General features: G+C 68.5%; 12 protein-coding genes. 4 read left to right on the plus strand and 8 right to left on the minus strand.

What is annotated here, in order from left to right:
- Window positions 1-64: 64 nt before the first annotated feature.
- The 8 genes from Q4I23_RS10570 to Q4I23_RS10605 form a co-directional block, all read right to left on the minus strand.
- Window positions 65-1,516, minus strand: a complete 1,452-nt coding sequence (locus Q4I23_RS10570) for a UDP-glucose dehydrogenase family protein (protein ID WP_498526197.1) — start codon at window positions 1,514-1,516, stop codon at window positions 65-67.
- 64 nt (window positions 1,517-1,580) lie between these two features.
- A complete protein-coding gene (locus Q4I23_RS10575) occupies window positions 1,581-2,564 on the minus strand; it encodes an SDR family NAD(P)-dependent oxidoreductase (protein WP_498526198.1) in 984 nt (327 codons plus the stop codon).
- Between the two features lie 27 nt (window positions 2,565-2,591).
- Window positions 2,592-3,671, minus strand: a complete 1,080-nt coding sequence (locus Q4I23_RS10580) for a GDP-mannose 4,6-dehydratase (RefSeq protein ID WP_237907329.1) — start codon at window positions 3,669-3,671, stop codon at window positions 2,592-2,594.
- Between the two features lie 59 nt (window positions 3,672-3,730).
- Window positions 3,731-4,975, minus strand: a complete 1,245-nt coding sequence (locus tag Q4I23_RS10585) for a glycosyltransferase family 4 protein (RefSeq protein ID WP_498526199.1) — start codon at window positions 4,973-4,975, stop codon at window positions 3,731-3,733.
- A 199-nt stretch (window positions 4,976-5,174) separates the two neighbouring features.
- Complete coding sequence (locus Q4I23_RS10590; RefSeq protein WP_498526200.1) at window positions 5,175-5,981, minus strand: WecB/TagA/CpsF family glycosyltransferase; 807 nt, start codon at window positions 5,979-5,981, stop codon at window positions 5,175-5,177.
- The gene (locus Q4I23_RS10595) at window positions 5,978-7,057 is read right to left on the minus strand and encodes an NAD-dependent epimerase/dehydratase family protein (protein WP_454016611.1); all 1,080 of its coding nucleotides are present in this window, start codon (window positions 7,055-7,057) and stop codon (window positions 5,978-5,980) included. The genes Q4I23_RS10590 and Q4I23_RS10595 overlap by 4 nt, the downstream gene beginning before the upstream one ends.
- A gap of 39 nt (window positions 7,058-7,096) precedes the next feature.
- Window positions 7,097-8,695 (minus strand): undecaprenyl-phosphate glucose phosphotransferase, encoded by a 1,599-nt coding sequence (locus Q4I23_RS10600; protein ID WP_498526201.1) that lies wholly within the window; start codon window positions 8,693-8,695, stop codon window positions 7,097-7,099.
- 76 nt (window positions 8,696-8,771) lie between these two features.
- Window positions 8,772-9,719: a UDP-glucuronic acid decarboxylase family protein gene (locus tag Q4I23_RS10605; RefSeq protein ID WP_237907334.1), complete on the minus strand. Its 948-nt coding sequence runs from the start codon at window positions 9,717-9,719 to the stop codon at window positions 8,772-8,774.
- Window positions 9,720-10,282: 563 nt separating this feature from the next.
- Between Q4I23_RS10605 and Q4I23_RS10610 the strand changes: the two genes are divergently transcribed.
- The 4 genes from Q4I23_RS10610 to Q4I23_RS10625 form a co-directional block, all read left to right on the plus strand.
- Window positions 10,283-12,631 (plus strand): GumC family protein, encoded by a 2,349-nt coding sequence (locus tag Q4I23_RS10610; RefSeq protein ID WP_454016613.1) that lies wholly within the window; start codon window positions 10,283-10,285, stop codon window positions 12,629-12,631.
- Between the two features lie 51 nt (window positions 12,632-12,682).
- Entirely contained in the window at window positions 12,683-14,923 is a 2,241-nt protein-coding gene (locus Q4I23_RS10615) for an NAD-dependent epimerase/dehydratase family protein (protein WP_498526202.1), read from the plus strand.
- Window positions 14,920-16,185 (plus strand): lipopolysaccharide biosynthesis protein, encoded by a 1,266-nt coding sequence (locus Q4I23_RS10620; RefSeq protein WP_498526203.1) that lies wholly within the window; start codon window positions 14,920-14,922, stop codon window positions 16,183-16,185. Before Q4I23_RS10615 ends, Q4I23_RS10620 begins: the two co-directional genes overlap by 4 nt.
- The coding region (locus Q4I23_RS10625) for a glycosyltransferase family 4 protein (protein ID WP_498526204.1) at window positions 16,172-17,167 on the plus strand (996 nt) is incomplete at its 3' end. The genes Q4I23_RS10620 and Q4I23_RS10625, both read left to right, overlap by 14 nt.

Raw genomic sequence — 17,167 nt, forward strand, 5'->3', positions numbered from 1 at the left:
GGGGCGGGGACGGCCCGTTCAAGGCGCCGGTGCGTGACCGGAGTCGGCGGGCGTCGCGCCCGCGTCAATCAGCCAGGTCGGAGGCGGCTGCAGCAAGCTGCCCGGAGAAGGGAAGGACACAGGAGTCCGCCGCGAAGCCATTGCTGAGGAGCATGGCCTCCGCCGCCTTGCGCCGCTTCGCCGCGTCGGGCCGCAGGCTCTCGGGCCAGACATCGCGCCGCCCGACGGAGCAATAGTGGAAACCCGCCGCCGCCATGGCCGCCGGGGCATAGACGTTGCGCAGATCGACCATCACCGGGCGACGCATCAGGCTGCGGACGCGACCCAGATCCAGCGCGCGGAACTCGTTCCATTCCGTCAGGATGGCGACGCAGTCGGCCTCGGCGAGCGGAGCGTAGGCGTCGTCATGCCAAACCACGCCGGGCAGCAGATGGCGCCCCTCCTCCATGCCGGCGGGGTCGTAGACGTGAACCGTGGCGCCTGCCTCCTGAAGCAGCGGGATGATCTCCAGGCTCGCCGCCTCGCGCATGTCGTTGGTGTCGGGCTTGAAGGTGATGCCCAGCACGGCGATCCGCTTGCCCGCCGCGTCCGGCCCGCAGGCCTGGAGGATCCGCCCGGCCATCAGCCGCTTGCGCGCCCGGTTCACGTCCACCACCGTTTCGATCAGCCGCACCGGCGCACCGTGCTGCCGCCCGGTGCGCACCAGCGCCTCGGTGTCCTTGGGGAAGCAGGAGCCGCCGAAGCCCGGCCCGGCGTTCAGGAAGGGACGCCCGATGCGCCCGTCCAGCCCCATGCCCGCTGCCACGTCCTGCACATCGGCCCCCACCCGCTCGCACAGGTCGGCCACCTCGTTGATGAAGGTGATCTTGAAGGCCAGGAAGGCGTTGGCCGAGTATTTCGTCAACTCCGCCGTCTCGATGCCGGTGCGCACGAAGGGCGTCCCGGCGCGGATCAGCGGCTGGTAGAGGGCGTCCATCACCGCCCGCGCACGGTCGGAGTCGGCGCCGATCACCACGCGGTCGGGCTGCATGAAATCCCCGATGGCCGAGCCTTCGCGCAGGAATTCCGGGTTGGACACCACGTCGAACTCGGCGCGCGGGTTGATGTCGCGCACCAGCGCGGCGATCTGGCGCCCGGTGCCGACCGGAACGGTCGATTTGGTCACGATGACCGTGTAGCGGGACATGGTCCGCGCGATCTCCGCCGCCGCGGCGTGGACGTAGGTCAGGTCGGCCCCGCCGTCGCCGGGACGGGAGGGGGTGCCGACCGCGATCAGCACCACGTCCGCCCCCTCCATGGCGACCGCGAGGTCGGAGGTGAAGGACAGACGGTCCGCCGCCATGTTGCGCGCCACGAGGACGTCGAGACCGGGCTCGTAGATGGGAATCTCGCCGCCCCTCAGGCGCCGGATTTTCGTTTCGTCCTTGTCCACACAGCACACGTCGATGCCGAATTCGGCAAAGCAGGCGCCGGACACGAGACCGACATAGCCGGTCCCCACAACAGCGATCCGCATCATTCCACTCCTGTTGCTTGATGGCGTTGCCGAAGCCATCCCTGGCCGGCTCGAAAGTTGGCCGTCAGGCCACGGCGCGCTCCGCCATGCCGTTCGCTTGCCCGCTCTCGCGCAGCGCCCAACGCACGGTTTCCGCCAGCCCCTGCTCCAACCGCGTGCGCGGCGTCCAGCCGAGCACCGACCCGGCGTAGGTCACGTCCGCCTGCACGCTGCGCTGCTCACCCGGACGTTCGGGGTGGTAGAGCACGGGATGGTCCGCCCGCGTCCGGCCGAGCGCTCCCAGCGCAAGGTCGGCCAGTTCGCTGATGCTGGTCTGCCGCCCGCTGCCGAGGTTGAAGATCTTCCCGTGGCTGGCCGGGTTGTCGAGCGCGCCGACCCAGGCGTCCACCACGTCGTCGATGAAGACGAAATCGCGGGTCTGCTCGCCGTCGCCGTAGATGCGGATCGGCTCGCCACGGATGATGTTGCCCAGGAAGATGCCCAGCACCCCCTGATAGGGGTTGTCCACCGCCTGCCGCGGTCCGTAGACGTTGTACATGCGGAAAGAGGTGACGGCCAGACCGCCCGGCAGGTCGGGCCGCGCCGCGGTCAGATGCACGTAGCGCTCCCCCGCGTATTTCGTCACCCCGTAGTAGGACACCGGGGAGCAGGGCGTGTCCTCCGGCGTCGGCACCACCTCGGCGTTGCCGTAGGCGCTCATCGAACTGGCGTAGAGAAGGCGCTTCACCCCGCGCTCCACGCACTGCTGAAGGACGTTCACCGTCCCCTCCACGTTGGTCCGCAGATCGCCGACCGGGTTGCTGAAGGCGCGGATGATCGATACCTGCCCGGCGATGTGGATCACCGCGTCGGGCACCTCCTCGAACGCCTTGTCGAGATCGGCGGGGTTGGTGACGTCGCCGCGGATGTAGCGGACCTCCGCCGGCACGTTGGAGCGCAGCCCGGTGGACTCGTTGTCGATCACCGTCACCCGGTGGCCGAGCGACACGAGGCGGTGCGTGATGTGGGAGCCGATGAATCCGGCCCCGCCCGTTACAAGAACGTCCATTGGTTCCTCCACCGCACAGGAATGGGATTACGCGCTGAGGGCGATGCGGCCCGGTTCCAACTGGGTCTGGTCCGTCGGCAGGCCGTTCTGAGCGAGATAGCGTTCCGCCCAGTCCCACAGGCGGCGGATGCCGGTGTCGCGGTCCACCTGCGGGCGCCAGCCGAGGACCTGCTCGGCCTTGCGGATGTCGCTGACGTAGCAGGGCTGGTCGCCGGGCCGCCAGTCGGAGAAGTCGGCCTCCACCGGCGCGCCGCGCAGGGTGGACAGCATCTCCCCGAACTCGCGCCAGACCGAGATGGTGTTCTCCGGCCCACCGCCGATGTTGAAGACCTGGCCACGGCTGACCTCGATCTTCTCGGTGGCGAGGCGGAAGGCGCGCACCAGATCCTCGACGAACAGCACGTCGCGCACCTGCATGCCGTCGCCGTAGATGTGGATGGGCCGCCCGCTCAGCGCCGAGATGATGAAATGCGCGACCCAGCCCTGGTCCTCGTTGCCGAACTGGCGCGGGCCGTAGATGCAGCTCATCCGGAAGACGACGGTCGGCAGGTCGTAGATGCGGGCATAGTCGCGCACATACTGGTCCGCCGCCCCCTTGGAGCAGCCGTAGGGTGAATGGAAGTCCAGCGGCTCCGCCTCCGAGACGCCGAGCGGGCGGTCGACGAAGCGGTAGCGGCTGCCGGTCTGCTCCACCGCCACATGCTCCAGCCCGCCATAGACCTTGTTGGTCGAGGTGAAGACCACCTTCGGCGGAGTCTTCATGCGGCGCGCCGCCTCCAGCACGTTGAAGGTGCCGAGCGCGTTGATGTCGAAGTCGGTGCGCGGGTCGTCCAGCGACGAGGTCACCGCGACCTGCCCGGCGAGGTGGTAGACCTCCTCCGCCCCGGCCATGCAGGATTTGACGGCGGCGAAGTCGCGCACGTCGGCCTTCATGAAGGTCAGGCGGGAGCCGGCGTTGAGGGTTTGCAGCCACGCCGCGTTCCGCTCGCTGCCCGGCCGCAGCAGGGCGTCCAGGACGACGACGTCGCGCCCGTCATCCAGCAGGTTCTTGACCAGATTGCAGCCGACGAAGCCGGCCCCGCCGGTCACGAGCGTCTTGCCTTCCATAGGTGTCTTCTCCATTGCTGCGGCTTTTACCGGTTGGGCAGGGGGTGTTGGGCAGGGGTTCAGGCGGCCTTGAGGATGGCGGCGCCCGCCGGGCGGCGGACCACCGCCTCGTAGAGCCGATGGGTGTCGGCGGCGGCGGCGGCCCAGTCGAAGCGCTGGGTGGCGCGCAGGCGGCCGTGGCGGCCCATCCGCGCCCGCCGTTCGGGGTCCGCGGCCAATTGCTCGACGGCGGCGCGCAGGGCCTGCGGGTCGCCCGGCTCGACGATCACAGCGCAGCCGTCGTCGACCTGATGGGGGATGCCGCCGACCCGGGTCGTCACAACCGGAACACCGAAAGCCATCGCCTCCAGGATCACGTTGGGGAAGGTGTCGGCCAGGGTCGGGAAGACGAACAGGTCGGAGCGGCGGAACATGGCGGCGACCTCCGCCTCGGCCAGATTGCCGGTGAGGTGGATGGTCTGGCCCGGCCCGCAGCGGCGCTGGTAGGCCTCATAATCGACGAAGTCCCGCTTCTCGCCGCCGACGATCAGGCGGAACGGCATCGACAGCCCCACGAAGGCGTCGAGCAGCACGCCCAGCCCCTTGTTGGCCGTGTGGTTGGCCAGGAAGAAGGCGGTGACGGGGCCGCCATCCTCCTCCCGCTCCGGGATGCCGAACCTCCGCTGGATGTCCTGGTCCGCCGGGGTCGGGGCGCCCCAGTCGTTCGGGCGATCGACGCCGTAGGGAATGACGGCGATGTCGTCCCCCGTGAAGCCGAAGCCGCGGACGATCGGCAGGTCGACCGGCGAGATCGCGCAGATCGCCGCGGCGTTGCGGACGACGTAGCGGACGGGGCGGTCGATCAGCAGGCCCCAGGCCAGCCGCCGCGCCGCGTCCATGCGCCGAAAAGCCGCCGGGTTGCCGATCTCCACGAAGCCGTGGGTGGACACCACGTAGGGCACGCCCTTCGCCACGCAGGCGCGGGCCACCCGCATCATCTCCAGCGCCGGGATCGGGTTGTGGATGTGCACCAGATCGTAGGAGCCGTGACGGATCAGCGCCGGGATGCTCGACTGGTAGAACAGGGTCTTCGCGCGGTTGGGCAGCATGGAATCAAGCCCGGCGAAGGGGCTGGAGGTGCGGACGTCGATCCGTTCGCCCGGCTTGGTGAGGTCCATCGGGACCCGGCTCGCCATGCCCATGTTCGCGATGTCGATGCGGTCATGCGCCTGCAGCGCAACGCTCAGCTTCTCCGCTGCCTTGCTGGCGCCGCTGACCGCCAGATGCGGCGGCACGACGATCGCCGACAGGATCTTCAGGCTCATCGCAGGAATCCTCGACTGTCATGGAAGCGCGGGCCGCATCGGTCGCGGTTCAGAGCGCTGTTCCGAGGTCGTTCAGGAAAATCCGCCGACGCAAAGCCGTTTCATTTTAAAAACGGCACCGCACAATCACAGCATCGGAAGGATTTTCATTTTTAATAACGGCTCTTTTATTTGGCAACCACCAAACAACCATCACCGTCTAACCAAATCGAAGCTCTCCTTTCGGACGGCGTGCCTGGCCGCTGCGGACCAGAGGCATCTGCACCGCCTGGCAGGCCAGCAGGAACAGGAAGGCCGGATTCAGCATGACGTAGCGCCGCCACAGCCGCCGCGGTTCGGTGGACAGCCGGAACAGCCATTCCAGGCCGGAATTCTGCATCCACATCGGCGCCTGAGGCTGTTTCCCGGCGATGAAGTCGAAGGCCGCGCCCACCGCGATCAGCGGCATCGACAGCGCGGCCTTGTGCTCGTAGACCCAGGTTTCCTGGCGCGGGCAGCCCAGCCCGACGAAGACGATGCGGGCACCGGACTCGATGATCTCGCAGTCGACCGCCGCGCGCTCCTCTGCGCTGAGGGTGCGGAAGGCGGATGGGCGGGCGCCGGCGATGATCAGACCGGGGAAGCGCTCCATCAGCGCGGTGGTCAGCGTGTCGAGCAGACCCGCCGTGGCGCCGTAGAGATAGATGGGAAGTCCCTTCGCCGCCGCCGCCGCGCAGGTGCGCAGCATCAGGTTCGGGCCGTAGACGCGGTCCGGCAGGGCGGCGCCGTGCAGGCGGTTCAGCGCCCAGCGCACCGGCTGGCCGTCCGGCGTCACGAGGTCGATGGCGTTCAGGCGGTAGCGGTGCTCGGGGTCGAGCGCCCCGGTCATCACCCCGTGAACGGCCAGCGCGCTGACCGCGAAGGGCTTCTGCTGCTCCGCCGCGTCGATGATGGCGCGCACGCCGGCCTCGTAATCGACGGCGTTGACGTAGACGCCGAGCACTTCCTTTTTCCCATGGTCGATCATGCCACGGCCTCCACGCGCCAGCGGCGCCGATTGCTGTCGTGAATGTCGGTGAGGATGTTGCGCACATCGTGCCGGATGTCCCAGGACGGGTAGTGGGAGCGGAACCGGTCGAGCGAGCTGACCCACCAGATGTGGTCGCCGATGCGGTTGGCCTCCTTGAAGGCCAGATCCATCGGGCGCCCGGTGATCTCCTCGCACAGCGCCACCGCCTCCAGGATGGAGCAGTTGCTCGCCCGTCCGCCGCCGATGTTGTAGACCTCGGCGCCGCGCGGCGCGTCGTAGAACGCCTGGAAGGCGGCGATCAGGTCGTTGCTGTGGATGTTGTCGCGGACCTGCTTGCCCTTGTAGCCGATCACGTCGTAGCGGGCGCCGGTGACGGCGCAGCGCATCAGATAGGCCAGGAAGCCGTGGAGCTGCGTCGGCGAATGGTTCGGCCCGGTCAGGCAGCCGCCGCGGAAGCACACCGTCTTCATCCCGAAATAGCGGCCGTACTCCTGGACCAGAACATCGGCGGCGACCTTGGAGGCGCCGAACAGGCTGTGCAGGGTGGCGTCGATCGACATGTCCTCGGCGATGCCGCCGGCGTAGCGGTGGGACGGGTCGATCTCATAGCGGGTCTCCGTCTCGATCAGCGGCAGGCGGTTCGGCGTGTCGCCGTAGACCTTGTTGGTCGAGGTGAAGATGAACACGGCGTCCGGGCAATGCCGCCGCGCCGCCTCCAGCAGGTTCAGCGTGCCGTTGGCGTTCACCGAGAAATCCATCTGCGGGTCGCGCGCCGCCCAGTCGTGCGAGGGCTGGGCCGCCGTGTGGATGATCAGCGAGATGGCGGACCCATGCCGCTCGAACAGCGCGTCGATGGCCGCGGCGTCGCGGATGTCGATGGCGTGGTGGCGGTAGCGCTGGCGCAGCGTCTGTTCCAGGGTCTGGCGTTGCCACGCGGTCGAGGCCTCGTCGCCGAAGAAGGTGCGCCGCATGTCGTTGTCGATGCCGACGACGTCCATTCCCAGCGCACCGAAATGCAGGCAACTCTCCGACCCGATCAATCCGCAGGAACCGGTGACAAGGGCGACGGACATGGCGTCAAACTCCTTTGCGGCCATTCATTGGTTTTTTGGTCAGTAGGCGTTGCGGTCCCAGAAAAGGAGGAGGGCGGTGCGCACCATGATCTCGGCGTCCAGCCCCAGGGACCAGTTGTCGACGTAGTAGAGGTCGTGTTCGACGCGGCGGGCGGCGGTGTGGAGGTTGTCGATCTCGCCGCGCAGCCCGTTCACCTGCGCCCATCCGGTGATTCCGGGGCGGACGCGGTGGCGGCAGGCGTAGTTCTCCACCGCCTCGTGGTACAGCACGTCCCCGGCCTTCATCGCGACGGGATGGGGACGCGGCCCGACGATGGACATGTCGCCGCGCAGCACGTTGAAGAGCTGCGGAAGCTCGTCGATGCTGGTGCGGCGCAGGAAGCGCCCGACGCGCGTCACCCGCGGATCGTTGCGCACGGTCCGCTGCGCGCCCGACTGGTCGCCGCGGTCGGTGTGCATCGTGCGGAACTTCCAGATCTCGAATTCCTCGTTGTTGAAGCCGAAACGCTTCTGGCGGAACAGAACCGGGCCTGGGCTTTCCAGCTTGATCGCTACCGCGGCCAGCAGCAGAACGGGCGCCAGCACCGCCAGCGCCGCACCGCCGATCAGCAGGTCCTCCGACCGCTTCAGAACCCCGCGCCAGCCGGCCAGCGGGTGATGGATGACGCCGAGCAGCGGAACGCCCGCCGTCGCATCGACCGACAGGCCCGCGGTGCAGGCGATCAGCCGGTGCGGCAGCAGGCGGACATCCACCGCGAGGACGCGCAGCCGTTCCAGGATGTCGGTGATCTCGGCCTCGGCGCTCCAGGGCAGGGCCACCACCACGAGGTCGATGCGGTTCTTGCGCACCTGTTCGACCAGCCCGGTCACGCCTCCCAGCACCGGCACCCCGGCCAACCGGGCGGTGGCCAGGGGCGGAGCGTTCACGGATGACGGCCGGTCCGCCGCGGTGGACACCGCGCCGACCACCTGATAGCCCGCGCCCTCCGTGCGCTGGAGCCGGTCCAACCATTCGAGAGCCAGATCATTGGTGCCGACCAGCAGGGTCCGCTGCCGCAAACCGCCGGCCAGATTCCAGTCGCGCGCCAGCCGGAGGAACAGGCTGCGCAGCGCGGTCAGCCCGAACAGGCCGAGCCCGTACCACAGCCACAACGTCCCCGCCGCCGCCGTGTCCAGCCGCCGCAGATCCCCCGTCACGCCGAGCATGAGGACGAGCACCAAGAAGGCCGCCGTCCAGGCCCCGAACAGCGGCCCTGCGTGCGAACCGATGGTCCGCCGCACCGCCTTGGGACGCAGGTTGCGGTAGCAGCCCGCGCTGTAGAAGCACATCAGCGACAGCACGGCCAGCGGGCCGACCGCGGCGTTGAAAACGCCCGCGAAAGCATGAACGGCGTCTGTGAACAGGGCCGGATCGGCGGGAGCGGCCCGCAGCACACGGGCGGCGATGCCCTCCGCCGCCAGCCCCGTCCCAACGACCACCAGCGCGTCCGCGGCCACCAGCCCACACAGCAGTGCGGGGGCGGAGGCCGCCGCGGCGACCGGCGAGACGGAGTCCGGGCGCGGGCTCTGGATGGCCATCCCCACGCGTGCGCCGTAGTCCGGCTTCGCCGAGCTGTCTCGTGAAGGGAGTTCGAACATCCGCCGTTCCCTGTTGGCCCATTCCCTGCCGCCGCACCCCAGCGATGCGGCGGCGCTGCCGGCTGCGTCGCCGCGCTCAGAAATAGGTCTTGGCGAAATAGGCGATGGTGCGCTCCAGCCCCTCTTCGAGCGGCACGTGCGGCATCCATTTCAGGTAGGCGTGGGCCTTGGTGATGTCCGGCTTGCGCTGCCGCGGATCGTCCTGGGGCAGCGGGTGCCGCTCGACCCGGGAGCGCGATCCAGTCATCCGGATGACGGTCTCCGCCAGCTCCAGAATGGTGAACTCGCCGGGGTTGCCGAGGTTGATCGGGCCGGTCACTGTCCCGTCCGTCTCCATCAGCCGGTGCAGCCCCTCGACCAGATCGTCAACGTAGCAGAAGGACCGCGTCTGCGACCCGTCGCCATAGATCGTGATCGGATCGCCCTTGAGCGCCTGGACGATGAAGTTCGACACCACGCGCCCGTCGTTCGGATTCATGCGCGGCCCGTAGGTGTTGAAGATGCGCGCGACCTTGATCGGAACCTTGTGCTGCCGGTTGTAGTCGAAGAACAGCGTCTCGGCGCAGCGCTTGCCCTCGTCGTAGCAGGCGCGCGGCCCGATGGGATTGACGTTGCCCCAATAGTCCTCGCGCTGCGGGTGGACGAAGGGGTCGCCGTAGACCTCGCTGGTCGAGGCCTGGAGGATCGTCGCCTTCACCCGCTTGGCCAGCCCCAGCATGTTGATGGCGCCGTGCACCGACGTCTTGGTCGTCTGCACCGGATCGAACTGGTAATGCACCGGCGAGGCCGGGCAGGCGAGGTTGTAGATCTTGTCGACCTCGACATAGAGGGGAAAGGTGATGTCGTGGCGCACCGCCTCGAACTTCGGGTTGTCCAGCAGATGCGCAATATTCGAACGCGATCCCGTGAAATAATTGTCGACGCACAGGACCTCTTTCCCGGCGGCCAGAAGACGCTCGCACAGGTGCGATCCGATGAACCCGGCGCCACCTGTCACAAGAACGCGCTCAGTCGTGGACGTCATTGAGCCTCTCCATGGAGTTGACCGGGGGAATTCGACCAGGCAACGGCCGCACGCGGAGATATCGCGCCAAACCGCTTCCACGATTATTTTAAAATCCGACGACGAGCCGCAGCATTTCGCCACACGATACGGAGCAACACTCAGCCCCTTACGTGGGAATGCACGACCATGTCTGGAATTGAGCGACGTTTTGAAGCCTGAACCGGCTCCGCTTCACCCGGCAAACTGTGACCGGCGCAGAGTTGACCGTCAAACGCGCGGACGGGGTATCGGATATGATTATTTATGACGGTCGTCGTCGTAAGCACAGCGACGGATGGCCCTTCTTTTTTTCAATTGTTGCGTGGCCCTATTCACGATAATCGGAGTCTGTCCGGTAACGGTTGCAGCAGCGGAACATCACTGTCTATTTGGCCCATCCATTCGGACCTGGTCTTTAAAAGGCGTCCGAATTTTTGGTTATCTTCAAGGAAAACAAAAGGCCGCAGTGCGGCCTTTTGCAACCACCCGCCAAGCCCATCCCGGGCCGGACCGCCAGCCAGCAAGACGAAAGGGGCGACGACGTGACTTCTTCGATCGGCAAAGGCGGAACGCTTCCAGGCCACGAAGCGCACACCAGCGTCCTTCCGGACAGTCTCCTGCAATCGGGCGCCGGGGAATCCTCCGACGTCCGCAGCCGGCAGGAGGCGACCGTCTTCGCCACGCTGGCCGTGCTGTGGCGGCGCAAGCTGCTGCTGCTCACCGTCATCCTGCTGGGAACGGCGACCATCACCTACGTCATGCAGTCGCTGAAGCCGATGTACCGGGCCACCGCAATGGTGCAACTCGATTCCCGGCGGGTCGAGCTGGCGGAATTCAAGTCGGTGGTGTCCAACCTGACACCCGAGGCGCCGGCGGTGCGCAGCGAGGTGTCCATCGTCGGCTCGCGCGCCCTGGCGGAACGGGTGGTGGAAAAGCTGGGCCTGATCAACGATCCCGAATTCAACCCGACGCTCAAGGCGCCGGACGGCGCGGACGATCATTGGCTGAAGCGAGTCACCAAGGCCGGTGTCGGTGCGCTGCCGCCGGAAGGCAACGACGTGCTGCGCCGGATCGTGCAAGAGGCGACCGCGCTGTTCCGCGCCGATGAAAGCCCCATCGCCCGCGACCCGGATCAGGCCCGCCTGCTGACCATCGACACGCTGCTGCGCCGGATCGAGGCGCGCAACGACGACCGTTCCTTCACCATCATCATCGAGGCGTCATCGGTCGATCCCGCCAAGGCCGCCGCCATCGCCAATGCCTTCGGCCAAGCCTATCTGGACTACCGGACGGAAATGAACCGCAGCATGACCGAGCGGGTCAACCAGTGGCTCGGCGGGCGGCTCATCGAGGCGCGCGAGGCGGTGCGAGGCGCCGAGGAGGCCATCCGCAGCTTCCGCAAGGAGAACAGCCTGCTGGAGTTGCCGCCGGACGGGCGCAATATGGTCCAGCAGCAGATGAACGAAATCGCCACCCAGCTGACCGCCGCGCAGGCGCAGAAGGCGGCGGCCGAGGCCCGCGTGCGCCAGGCTCGCGACCAGACCGCCACCAACAACGCCGCGGCGATCCCGGAGGTGCTGGCCTCCCCGCTGATCCAAAAGCTGCGCGAGGCGGAAGCGATGCTGGAGCGCCGGCTGGCCGAGCTTCAGCAGGTCTACGGCGACAAGCATCAGGACATCGTGAATCTCCGTCGCGGCATCGGCGAGTTGAAGGCCCGCATCCGCGACGAGGTGGGCAAGATCCAGAAGGGCCTAGACGCCGATCTGGAGGTCGCGCGCATCCGCGAGGCCACCCTGCTGAAGAGCATCGCCGACCTGCAGGAGCAGCAGAAGGGCATCGAGGCGACCGGCATCCAGCTCCGCGATCTGGAACGCGCCGCCGACGCGCACCGCACGCTCTACCGCAGCCTCGCCGAACGCTACGAACAGACGATGGCGCTGAAGAACACCGGCGCGCTGGATGCGCATCTCAGCGCCCCGGCCCTGCCGCCGATCCGCCCGGCCTTCCCGCAGCTGCGCATGTCGCTGGGCGTCGGGCTGGTCGGGTCAACGGCGCTGGCGGTCGCGCTGGTGCTGCTGCTGGAGCGGCTCAGCTCCGGCCTGCGCACACCGAGCCAAGTGGAGCGGGCGACCGGCGTGCCCTGCCTCGGCATGGTCCCGTCGCTTCCCCGCAACGAGGCGGCCTGGAACCTGCCTCTCCACCCCGATAGCCGCCGCGCTCGCGAGATCGGGGCCTTCCGCGAGGCGATCCAGACGGTGCGCACCATGGCCTGCATGCCGCGCAAGCGGGGGACGCCGCCCAAGGTGCTGCTCGTCACCTCCTCCATCCCCAAGGAGGGTAAGTCGGTGCTGGCGGCCAATCTGGCGCGGTCGCTGGCCGGGCTGGGGCTGAACACGCTGCTGATCGACGCGGATTTCCGCCGCCCCTCCATCGCGAAGCTGCTGGGCTACCAGCCGCAGGGCAGCGTCGCCGACCTGCTGGACGGCCGCGTCGGCATCGACGACCTGATCCATCAGGAAACCACCAACCTCGGCGTCCTGGGCAACACCGTCGGCACCCCCGACGCGCATGACCGCATCAGCTCCCAGGCGATGAGCGACCTGATCGCATGGGCGCGCCACAATTACGATGTCGTGGTGATCGACTCAGCCCCGGTGATGCTGTTCTCCGACGCGCTGGCCCTGTCCTTCCTGGCCGACAGCGTGATCTACGTCGTCCGCTGGCAGCACACACCACTGGACACCGTGATGGCCGGCTTCAACAAGCTGAAATCGGTCGACAGCGCGGTCGGCGGCGTCGTGCTGTCACGGGTCGTCGCGTCCAAGCACGTCAAGTACGGCCATAAAGACGACGCCTACTACTACGCCCTGCACGCGCCCGCGCGGCATTGACGCGCCGACGATCGGCGCCCCCGCGAAGGCAATCCCAAAAGCGAGGATTCCATGACCAACGCCGAGTTTCCGCGGCTCGCCATCATCGGCTGCGGCAGCATCGTGAGCCATCACCTGTTGCCGGCGCTGCTCCGCCTGGGCTGGCGGCCGAGCGTGCTCGTCGATCCCTCGCCGGAGCGGCTGGAGGCGGTGCAGGCCCTGCTGGGCCGCAACCGCGCGCCCGTCGCCATGGCCGACTGGCGGGAGGCGGCGGACCGGTTCGACGCGGCGCTGGTGGCCGCCCCGCCGATGCTCCACGCGCCGGTCGGCCAGAGCCTGCTGGAGGCCGGGAAGCACGTCTTCATGGAAAAGCCGCTGGCGGTCACGCTGGCCGATGCCGAGCGCATGGTGCAAACCGCGGAGGAGCGCCGGCGCGTGCTCGCGGTCGGGCTGATGCGCCGCTACGTCAACGGCGTCCGCTGGCTGAAGGCCCTGGTGGACTCCGGCCAGCTCGGCCGCATCCTGCGCTTCGAGGCGCGGGAGGGCTTCGTCTACAACTGGGGCATCAGTTCCCCGTCGATGCTGCGCCGCGACGGGGCGGGCGGTGGCGTTCTGCTCGACACCGGGTCGCACACGCTGGACCTGCTGCTGTGGTGGTTCGGCGAGGCGGCGGAGGTCGACTACAGCGACGACAGCCACGGTGGGCTGGAATCCGACTGCCGGCTATCCCTGACCATGGCGTCCGGCGCCACCGGATCGCTGGAGCTGAGCCGCACCCGCGCCCTGCGCAACACCATCCGTGTCTACGGCAGCAAGGGCAGCGTCGAGGTCCATCTCTATGAGAACCAGATCGCGTCGGACGTGCCGCAGATCCTCGATTTCGTCCATGACGGCTTCTCGGCCAACCACATCCCGCCGCAGATCTTCGGCGACCTGTTCCAGGCGGAGCTGAAGGGCTTCGCCGACGCCATCCGCAACGGACGCCCTGCCGCCGTCGGCGGGCGCGACGCCCTGCCCTCCACCGCCTTGATCGAACGCTGCTACGCCAGCCGTCAGCCGCTGGCCCTGCCCTGGGTCGACGGTCCGGCACCCGCCGCCGCTCCCCGCACGGACGGCCCGACCGTGGTGGTGACGGGCGCCGCCGGATTCATCGGCGGGCGGCTGGTCGAGCGGCTGTGCCTGGAGCATGGCGCCAAGGTTCGCTGCATCGTGCGCGACATCGCGCAGGCGGTGCGTCTGGCCCGCTTCCCGGTGGAGATCATCCGTGCCGACCTGCTGGACCGCGAGGCGATCGGCAAGGCGGTGGCGGGGGCCGACTGGGTCTTCCACTGCGCCTACGACGTGCGGTCGCGCCGCCAGAACATCGACGGGATGACCGCGCTGATCGACGCCAGCCTCGCCAACGGGGTGGAAAGCTTCGTCCATCTCAGCACCTTCTCCGTCTACGAACCGCTGCCCGACGGTCCGCTGTCGGAGGAGACGCGCGACGGCGACCGGGCCTGGAGCTACGTCCAGAACAAGCTCGACCTGGAGGCGATGGTGCTCGACGCGGCGCGCAAGCGCGGCCTGCCGGGTGTGGTGCTCCAGCCCTCCATCGTCTACGGCCCCTTCTGCAAGCCCTGGACGAACGCACCCGCCGAGATGCTGCTGAGCGGCACGGTGGTGCTGCCGCAGGAGAGCGGTTTGTGCAACGCCGTCTACATCGACGATCTGGTGGACGCGATGATCGCGGCGACCCGCAGCCCGCAGGCCATTGGGGAGCGCTTCGTGATCTCCGGCCCCGACGCCCCGCCCTGGGCCGCCGTCTTCGGGTGCTTCCAGGAGGCTCTGGGCGTGGACAGCCTGCGCTTCCAGCCCGCCGAGGCCATCCGCAAGGAGATGAAGAGCCTGCGGCGCGACATCGCCATGGTGCTTCAGGACCCCAAAAAGATCATCCAGATCATCGTGCGCTGGCGCCCAGCCCGCCGGGTCCTCCAGGGCGGGTTCGACAGCCTGCCGCCGCGGCTGCGCCATCTCGTGATGGTGCATTATTTCCTGAAGAAGAAGGCCAGCCGCAACCAGCTCTGGCTACCCGACGCGCAGAAGCTGGCGCTCTATCAGGCCAAGGCGCTCATCGACCTGACCAAGGCGCGCCGCCTGCTCGGCTACGCGCCGCGCTTCACCTTCGAGGACGGCATGGCGCTGACCGCGGACTATCTGCGCTGGGCCTACCGCGACGTGCCGCGCACCACCCCGGCCGCCCCACGGCCCGCCAATGAGGACCGGCATCCCCTGCCCGCCTCCACCGAGACGACGCGGGTCGGCAGCGCATGACGATGATCCCGGCGTCGCTCGTCCGCAGTTTCTGGACCCTCGCCGACCAGGGCGTGGTCAGCCTGGGCATGTTCGCCATCAACATCCAGCTCGCCCGCAACTTCTCGTCGGAGGAATACGGGACCTTCGTCTTCTTCCTCTCGGTGCTGCTGGCGCTCCAGGTCGTCAACGTCAGCCTGATCCAGTATCCGCTATCGGTGGAGGGCGCAGTGCTGGAGCCCGCCGAACGCCGGACCCTGGCGGGCCGCGCCGTCCTGATGACCGCCGGATCGATCCTGCCGCTGTCCGGCATCCTGGCGCTGGTCGGGTACGGGCTTGGCATGCCGGAACTGGTCGGCCCCGCCGTGCTCTACTTCATCGTCTGGCAGGTGCAGGAGATCGGGCGGCGCGGGCTGATGTCCGGGCTGAAGCATGACAAGGCTTTGTGGGGCGACAGCGTCACCTATCTGGGCCAGATCGCCGTGCTGAACCTGATGGCGCTGGGCGGCCACCTGACGCTGGAACGGGTGTTCGTCGCCATGACCGGTCCGGCGCTGGCCGGGGCGGTCGTCCATTTCGCGATCCTGCGCCCGCGCTTCGGCGGCCTGTCGGACCTGCCGGCGGTCGTCCGCCGCTTCTGGTCGATCGGGCACTGGGCGCTCGCCAACAATCTGTTCCTGATGCTGCGGGTGCAGAGCCTCGTCTGGCTGATGGCGGCAATGGACGGCATGGCGTCGACCGCGGCGTTCCAGGCCGTGGTCAATCTGGTGAACATCGCCAACCCGATCATCATCGGAATGGGCAACCTCGTCCCGCAGATCGCCGCGCGCGGCCGCAGCACCCTGTCATCCGGCACAAGCACGCTCCACCCCGACGAGCAGGCATGGCTGGCGATCCGCGGCTACGTCGTCATCGGGGCGGCGCCGCTGCTGGTCTATTACAGCCTCGGCCTGCTGATTCCGCACCAGATGCTGAACGTCGTCTACGGCGCCATGTCGCCCTACGCCGACCAGGACTGGCCGCTGCGCCTGCTCTCCATCGGGGCGCTGGCCGGCTATCTGGCGGAGATGGTCTGCTCCTACTTCTACGGCGTGCAGCGCAGCCAGTTCGCTCTGGTGGTGAACGTCACCGGGACGCTGGCGGTGTTCGCGGTGGTCGGCCCGCTGGCGGCGATGTACGGCGTCGCCGGGGTGTGCATGGCCCTGCTGTTCTCCAGCCTGCTGCGCGTCGGCGCCGCACACTACTACCTCTCCAAGACGAGGACCGCCCATGTCGCCCGCTGACGGCAGCGCCGCGTTCGCGGTGGAAGAGGCCCCGCTGCGCCCGCTCGACCTCCGGCATGTCGTGATCCAGCCGGCCATCGCCCACCCCTCTTCGGCGAACGGACTGCACAATGTGGTGCGGAGTCTGATCGCCGAGCAGCGCGCCATGGGCGACGACGCGCGGCTGTGTCTGTTCTCCGACGATCCGGACGCCCTGACCGGCATCCCGGCGGACTGCCCGGCACAGCGCTTCCCCCTCGGCGGGCCACGGCTGTCCGGGCGGTCGCTGACCATCGCGGACGCGACGCTTGACCGCCTGCTCGACGGCGCCGGGCCGGACACGGTGGTGCACATCCATGGTGCGGTGAAGCCGCTGTTCGCGGCGCTCGCCCGCGGGCTGCACCGGCGCGGCGTCGCCTATGGCGTGACGCTGCACGGCCAGTGCTCCCACGTCTACGACATCGCGGGCCGGGTACGCCGCCGTCTGCCCGCGGCGTGGCTGCGCGTCTTCGACGGTCCGGCCTTCGCCCGCGCCCGCTTCGTCCACGCCATCACGGAGGAGGAGGCCGCCATCGTCCGCCGGGTGGCCCCCGCCGCCGCCGTGCGCCTCCTGCCCAACACCGCCTGGTCGGCGCGGCGCGGCGGCCTTCCCGCCGCCGTTCCACGCGCAGCACCGGACGGCGACCGGCTGACCTTCGGCTATTGCGCGCGCTACGAGATCGACCACAAGGGCGTGGACCTGCTGATCGACGGCTTCGCCGCCTACCGCCGCGCCGGCGGGCGCGGGGTGCTGGAGCTGGCCGGGTCCGGCCCCGCCCGCGCCGAGTTGGAACGGCGTGCGAACGCCCACGGCCTCGGCACCCACATCCGCATCCACGGCCCGGTCTTCGGGGCGGAGAAGGCGGCGATGATGGCGGGCTGGCACTATTTCACGCTGACCTCGCGCTACGATGTGATGCCGACCGGCTGCCTGGAGGCCGCCCTGTCCGGCCTGCCGCTGATC

The organism is Azospirillum sp. UFLA03-27 (assembly GCF_059803775.1).

Bases quoted from the DNA above. Each gene is read 5' to 3' on its own strand.
- Q4I23_RS10570 (WP_498526197.1), bottom strand. From the start codon at position 1,516: ATGCGGATCGCTGTTGTGGGGACCGGCTATGTCGGTCTCGTGTCCGGC.
- Q4I23_RS10575 (WP_498526198.1), bottom strand. From the start codon at position 2,564: ATGGACGTTCTTGTAACGGGCGGGGCCGGATTCATCGGCTCCCACATC.
- Q4I23_RS10580 (WP_237907329.1), bottom strand. From the start codon at position 3,671: ATGGAAGGCAAGACGCTCGTGACCGGCGGGGCCGGCTTCGTCGGCTGC.
- Q4I23_RS10585 (WP_498526199.1), bottom strand. From the start codon at position 4,975: ATGAGCCTGAAGATCCTGTCGGCGATCGTCGTGCCGCCGCATCTGGCG.
- Q4I23_RS10590 (WP_498526200.1), bottom strand. From the start codon at position 5,981: ATGATCGACCATGGGAAAAAGGAAGTGCTCGGCGTCTACGTCAACGCC.
- Q4I23_RS10595 (WP_454016611.1), bottom strand. From the start codon at position 7,057: ATGTCCGTCGCCCTTGTCACCGGTTCCTGCGGATTGATCGGGTCGGAG.
- Q4I23_RS10600 (WP_498526201.1), bottom strand. From the start codon at position 8,695: ATGTTCGAACTCCCTTCACGAGACAGCTCGGCGAAGCCGGACTACGGC.
- Q4I23_RS10605 (WP_237907334.1), bottom strand. From the start codon at position 9,719: ATGACGTCCACGACTGAGCGCGTTCTTGTGACAGGTGGCGCCGGGTTC.
- Q4I23_RS10615 (WP_498526202.1), top strand. From the start codon at position 12,683: ATGACCAACGCCGAGTTTCCGCGGCTCGCCATCATCGGCTGCGGCAGC.
- Q4I23_RS10620 (WP_498526203.1), top strand. From the start codon at position 14,920: ATGACGATGATCCCGGCGTCGCTCGTCCGCAGTTTCTGGACCCTCGCC.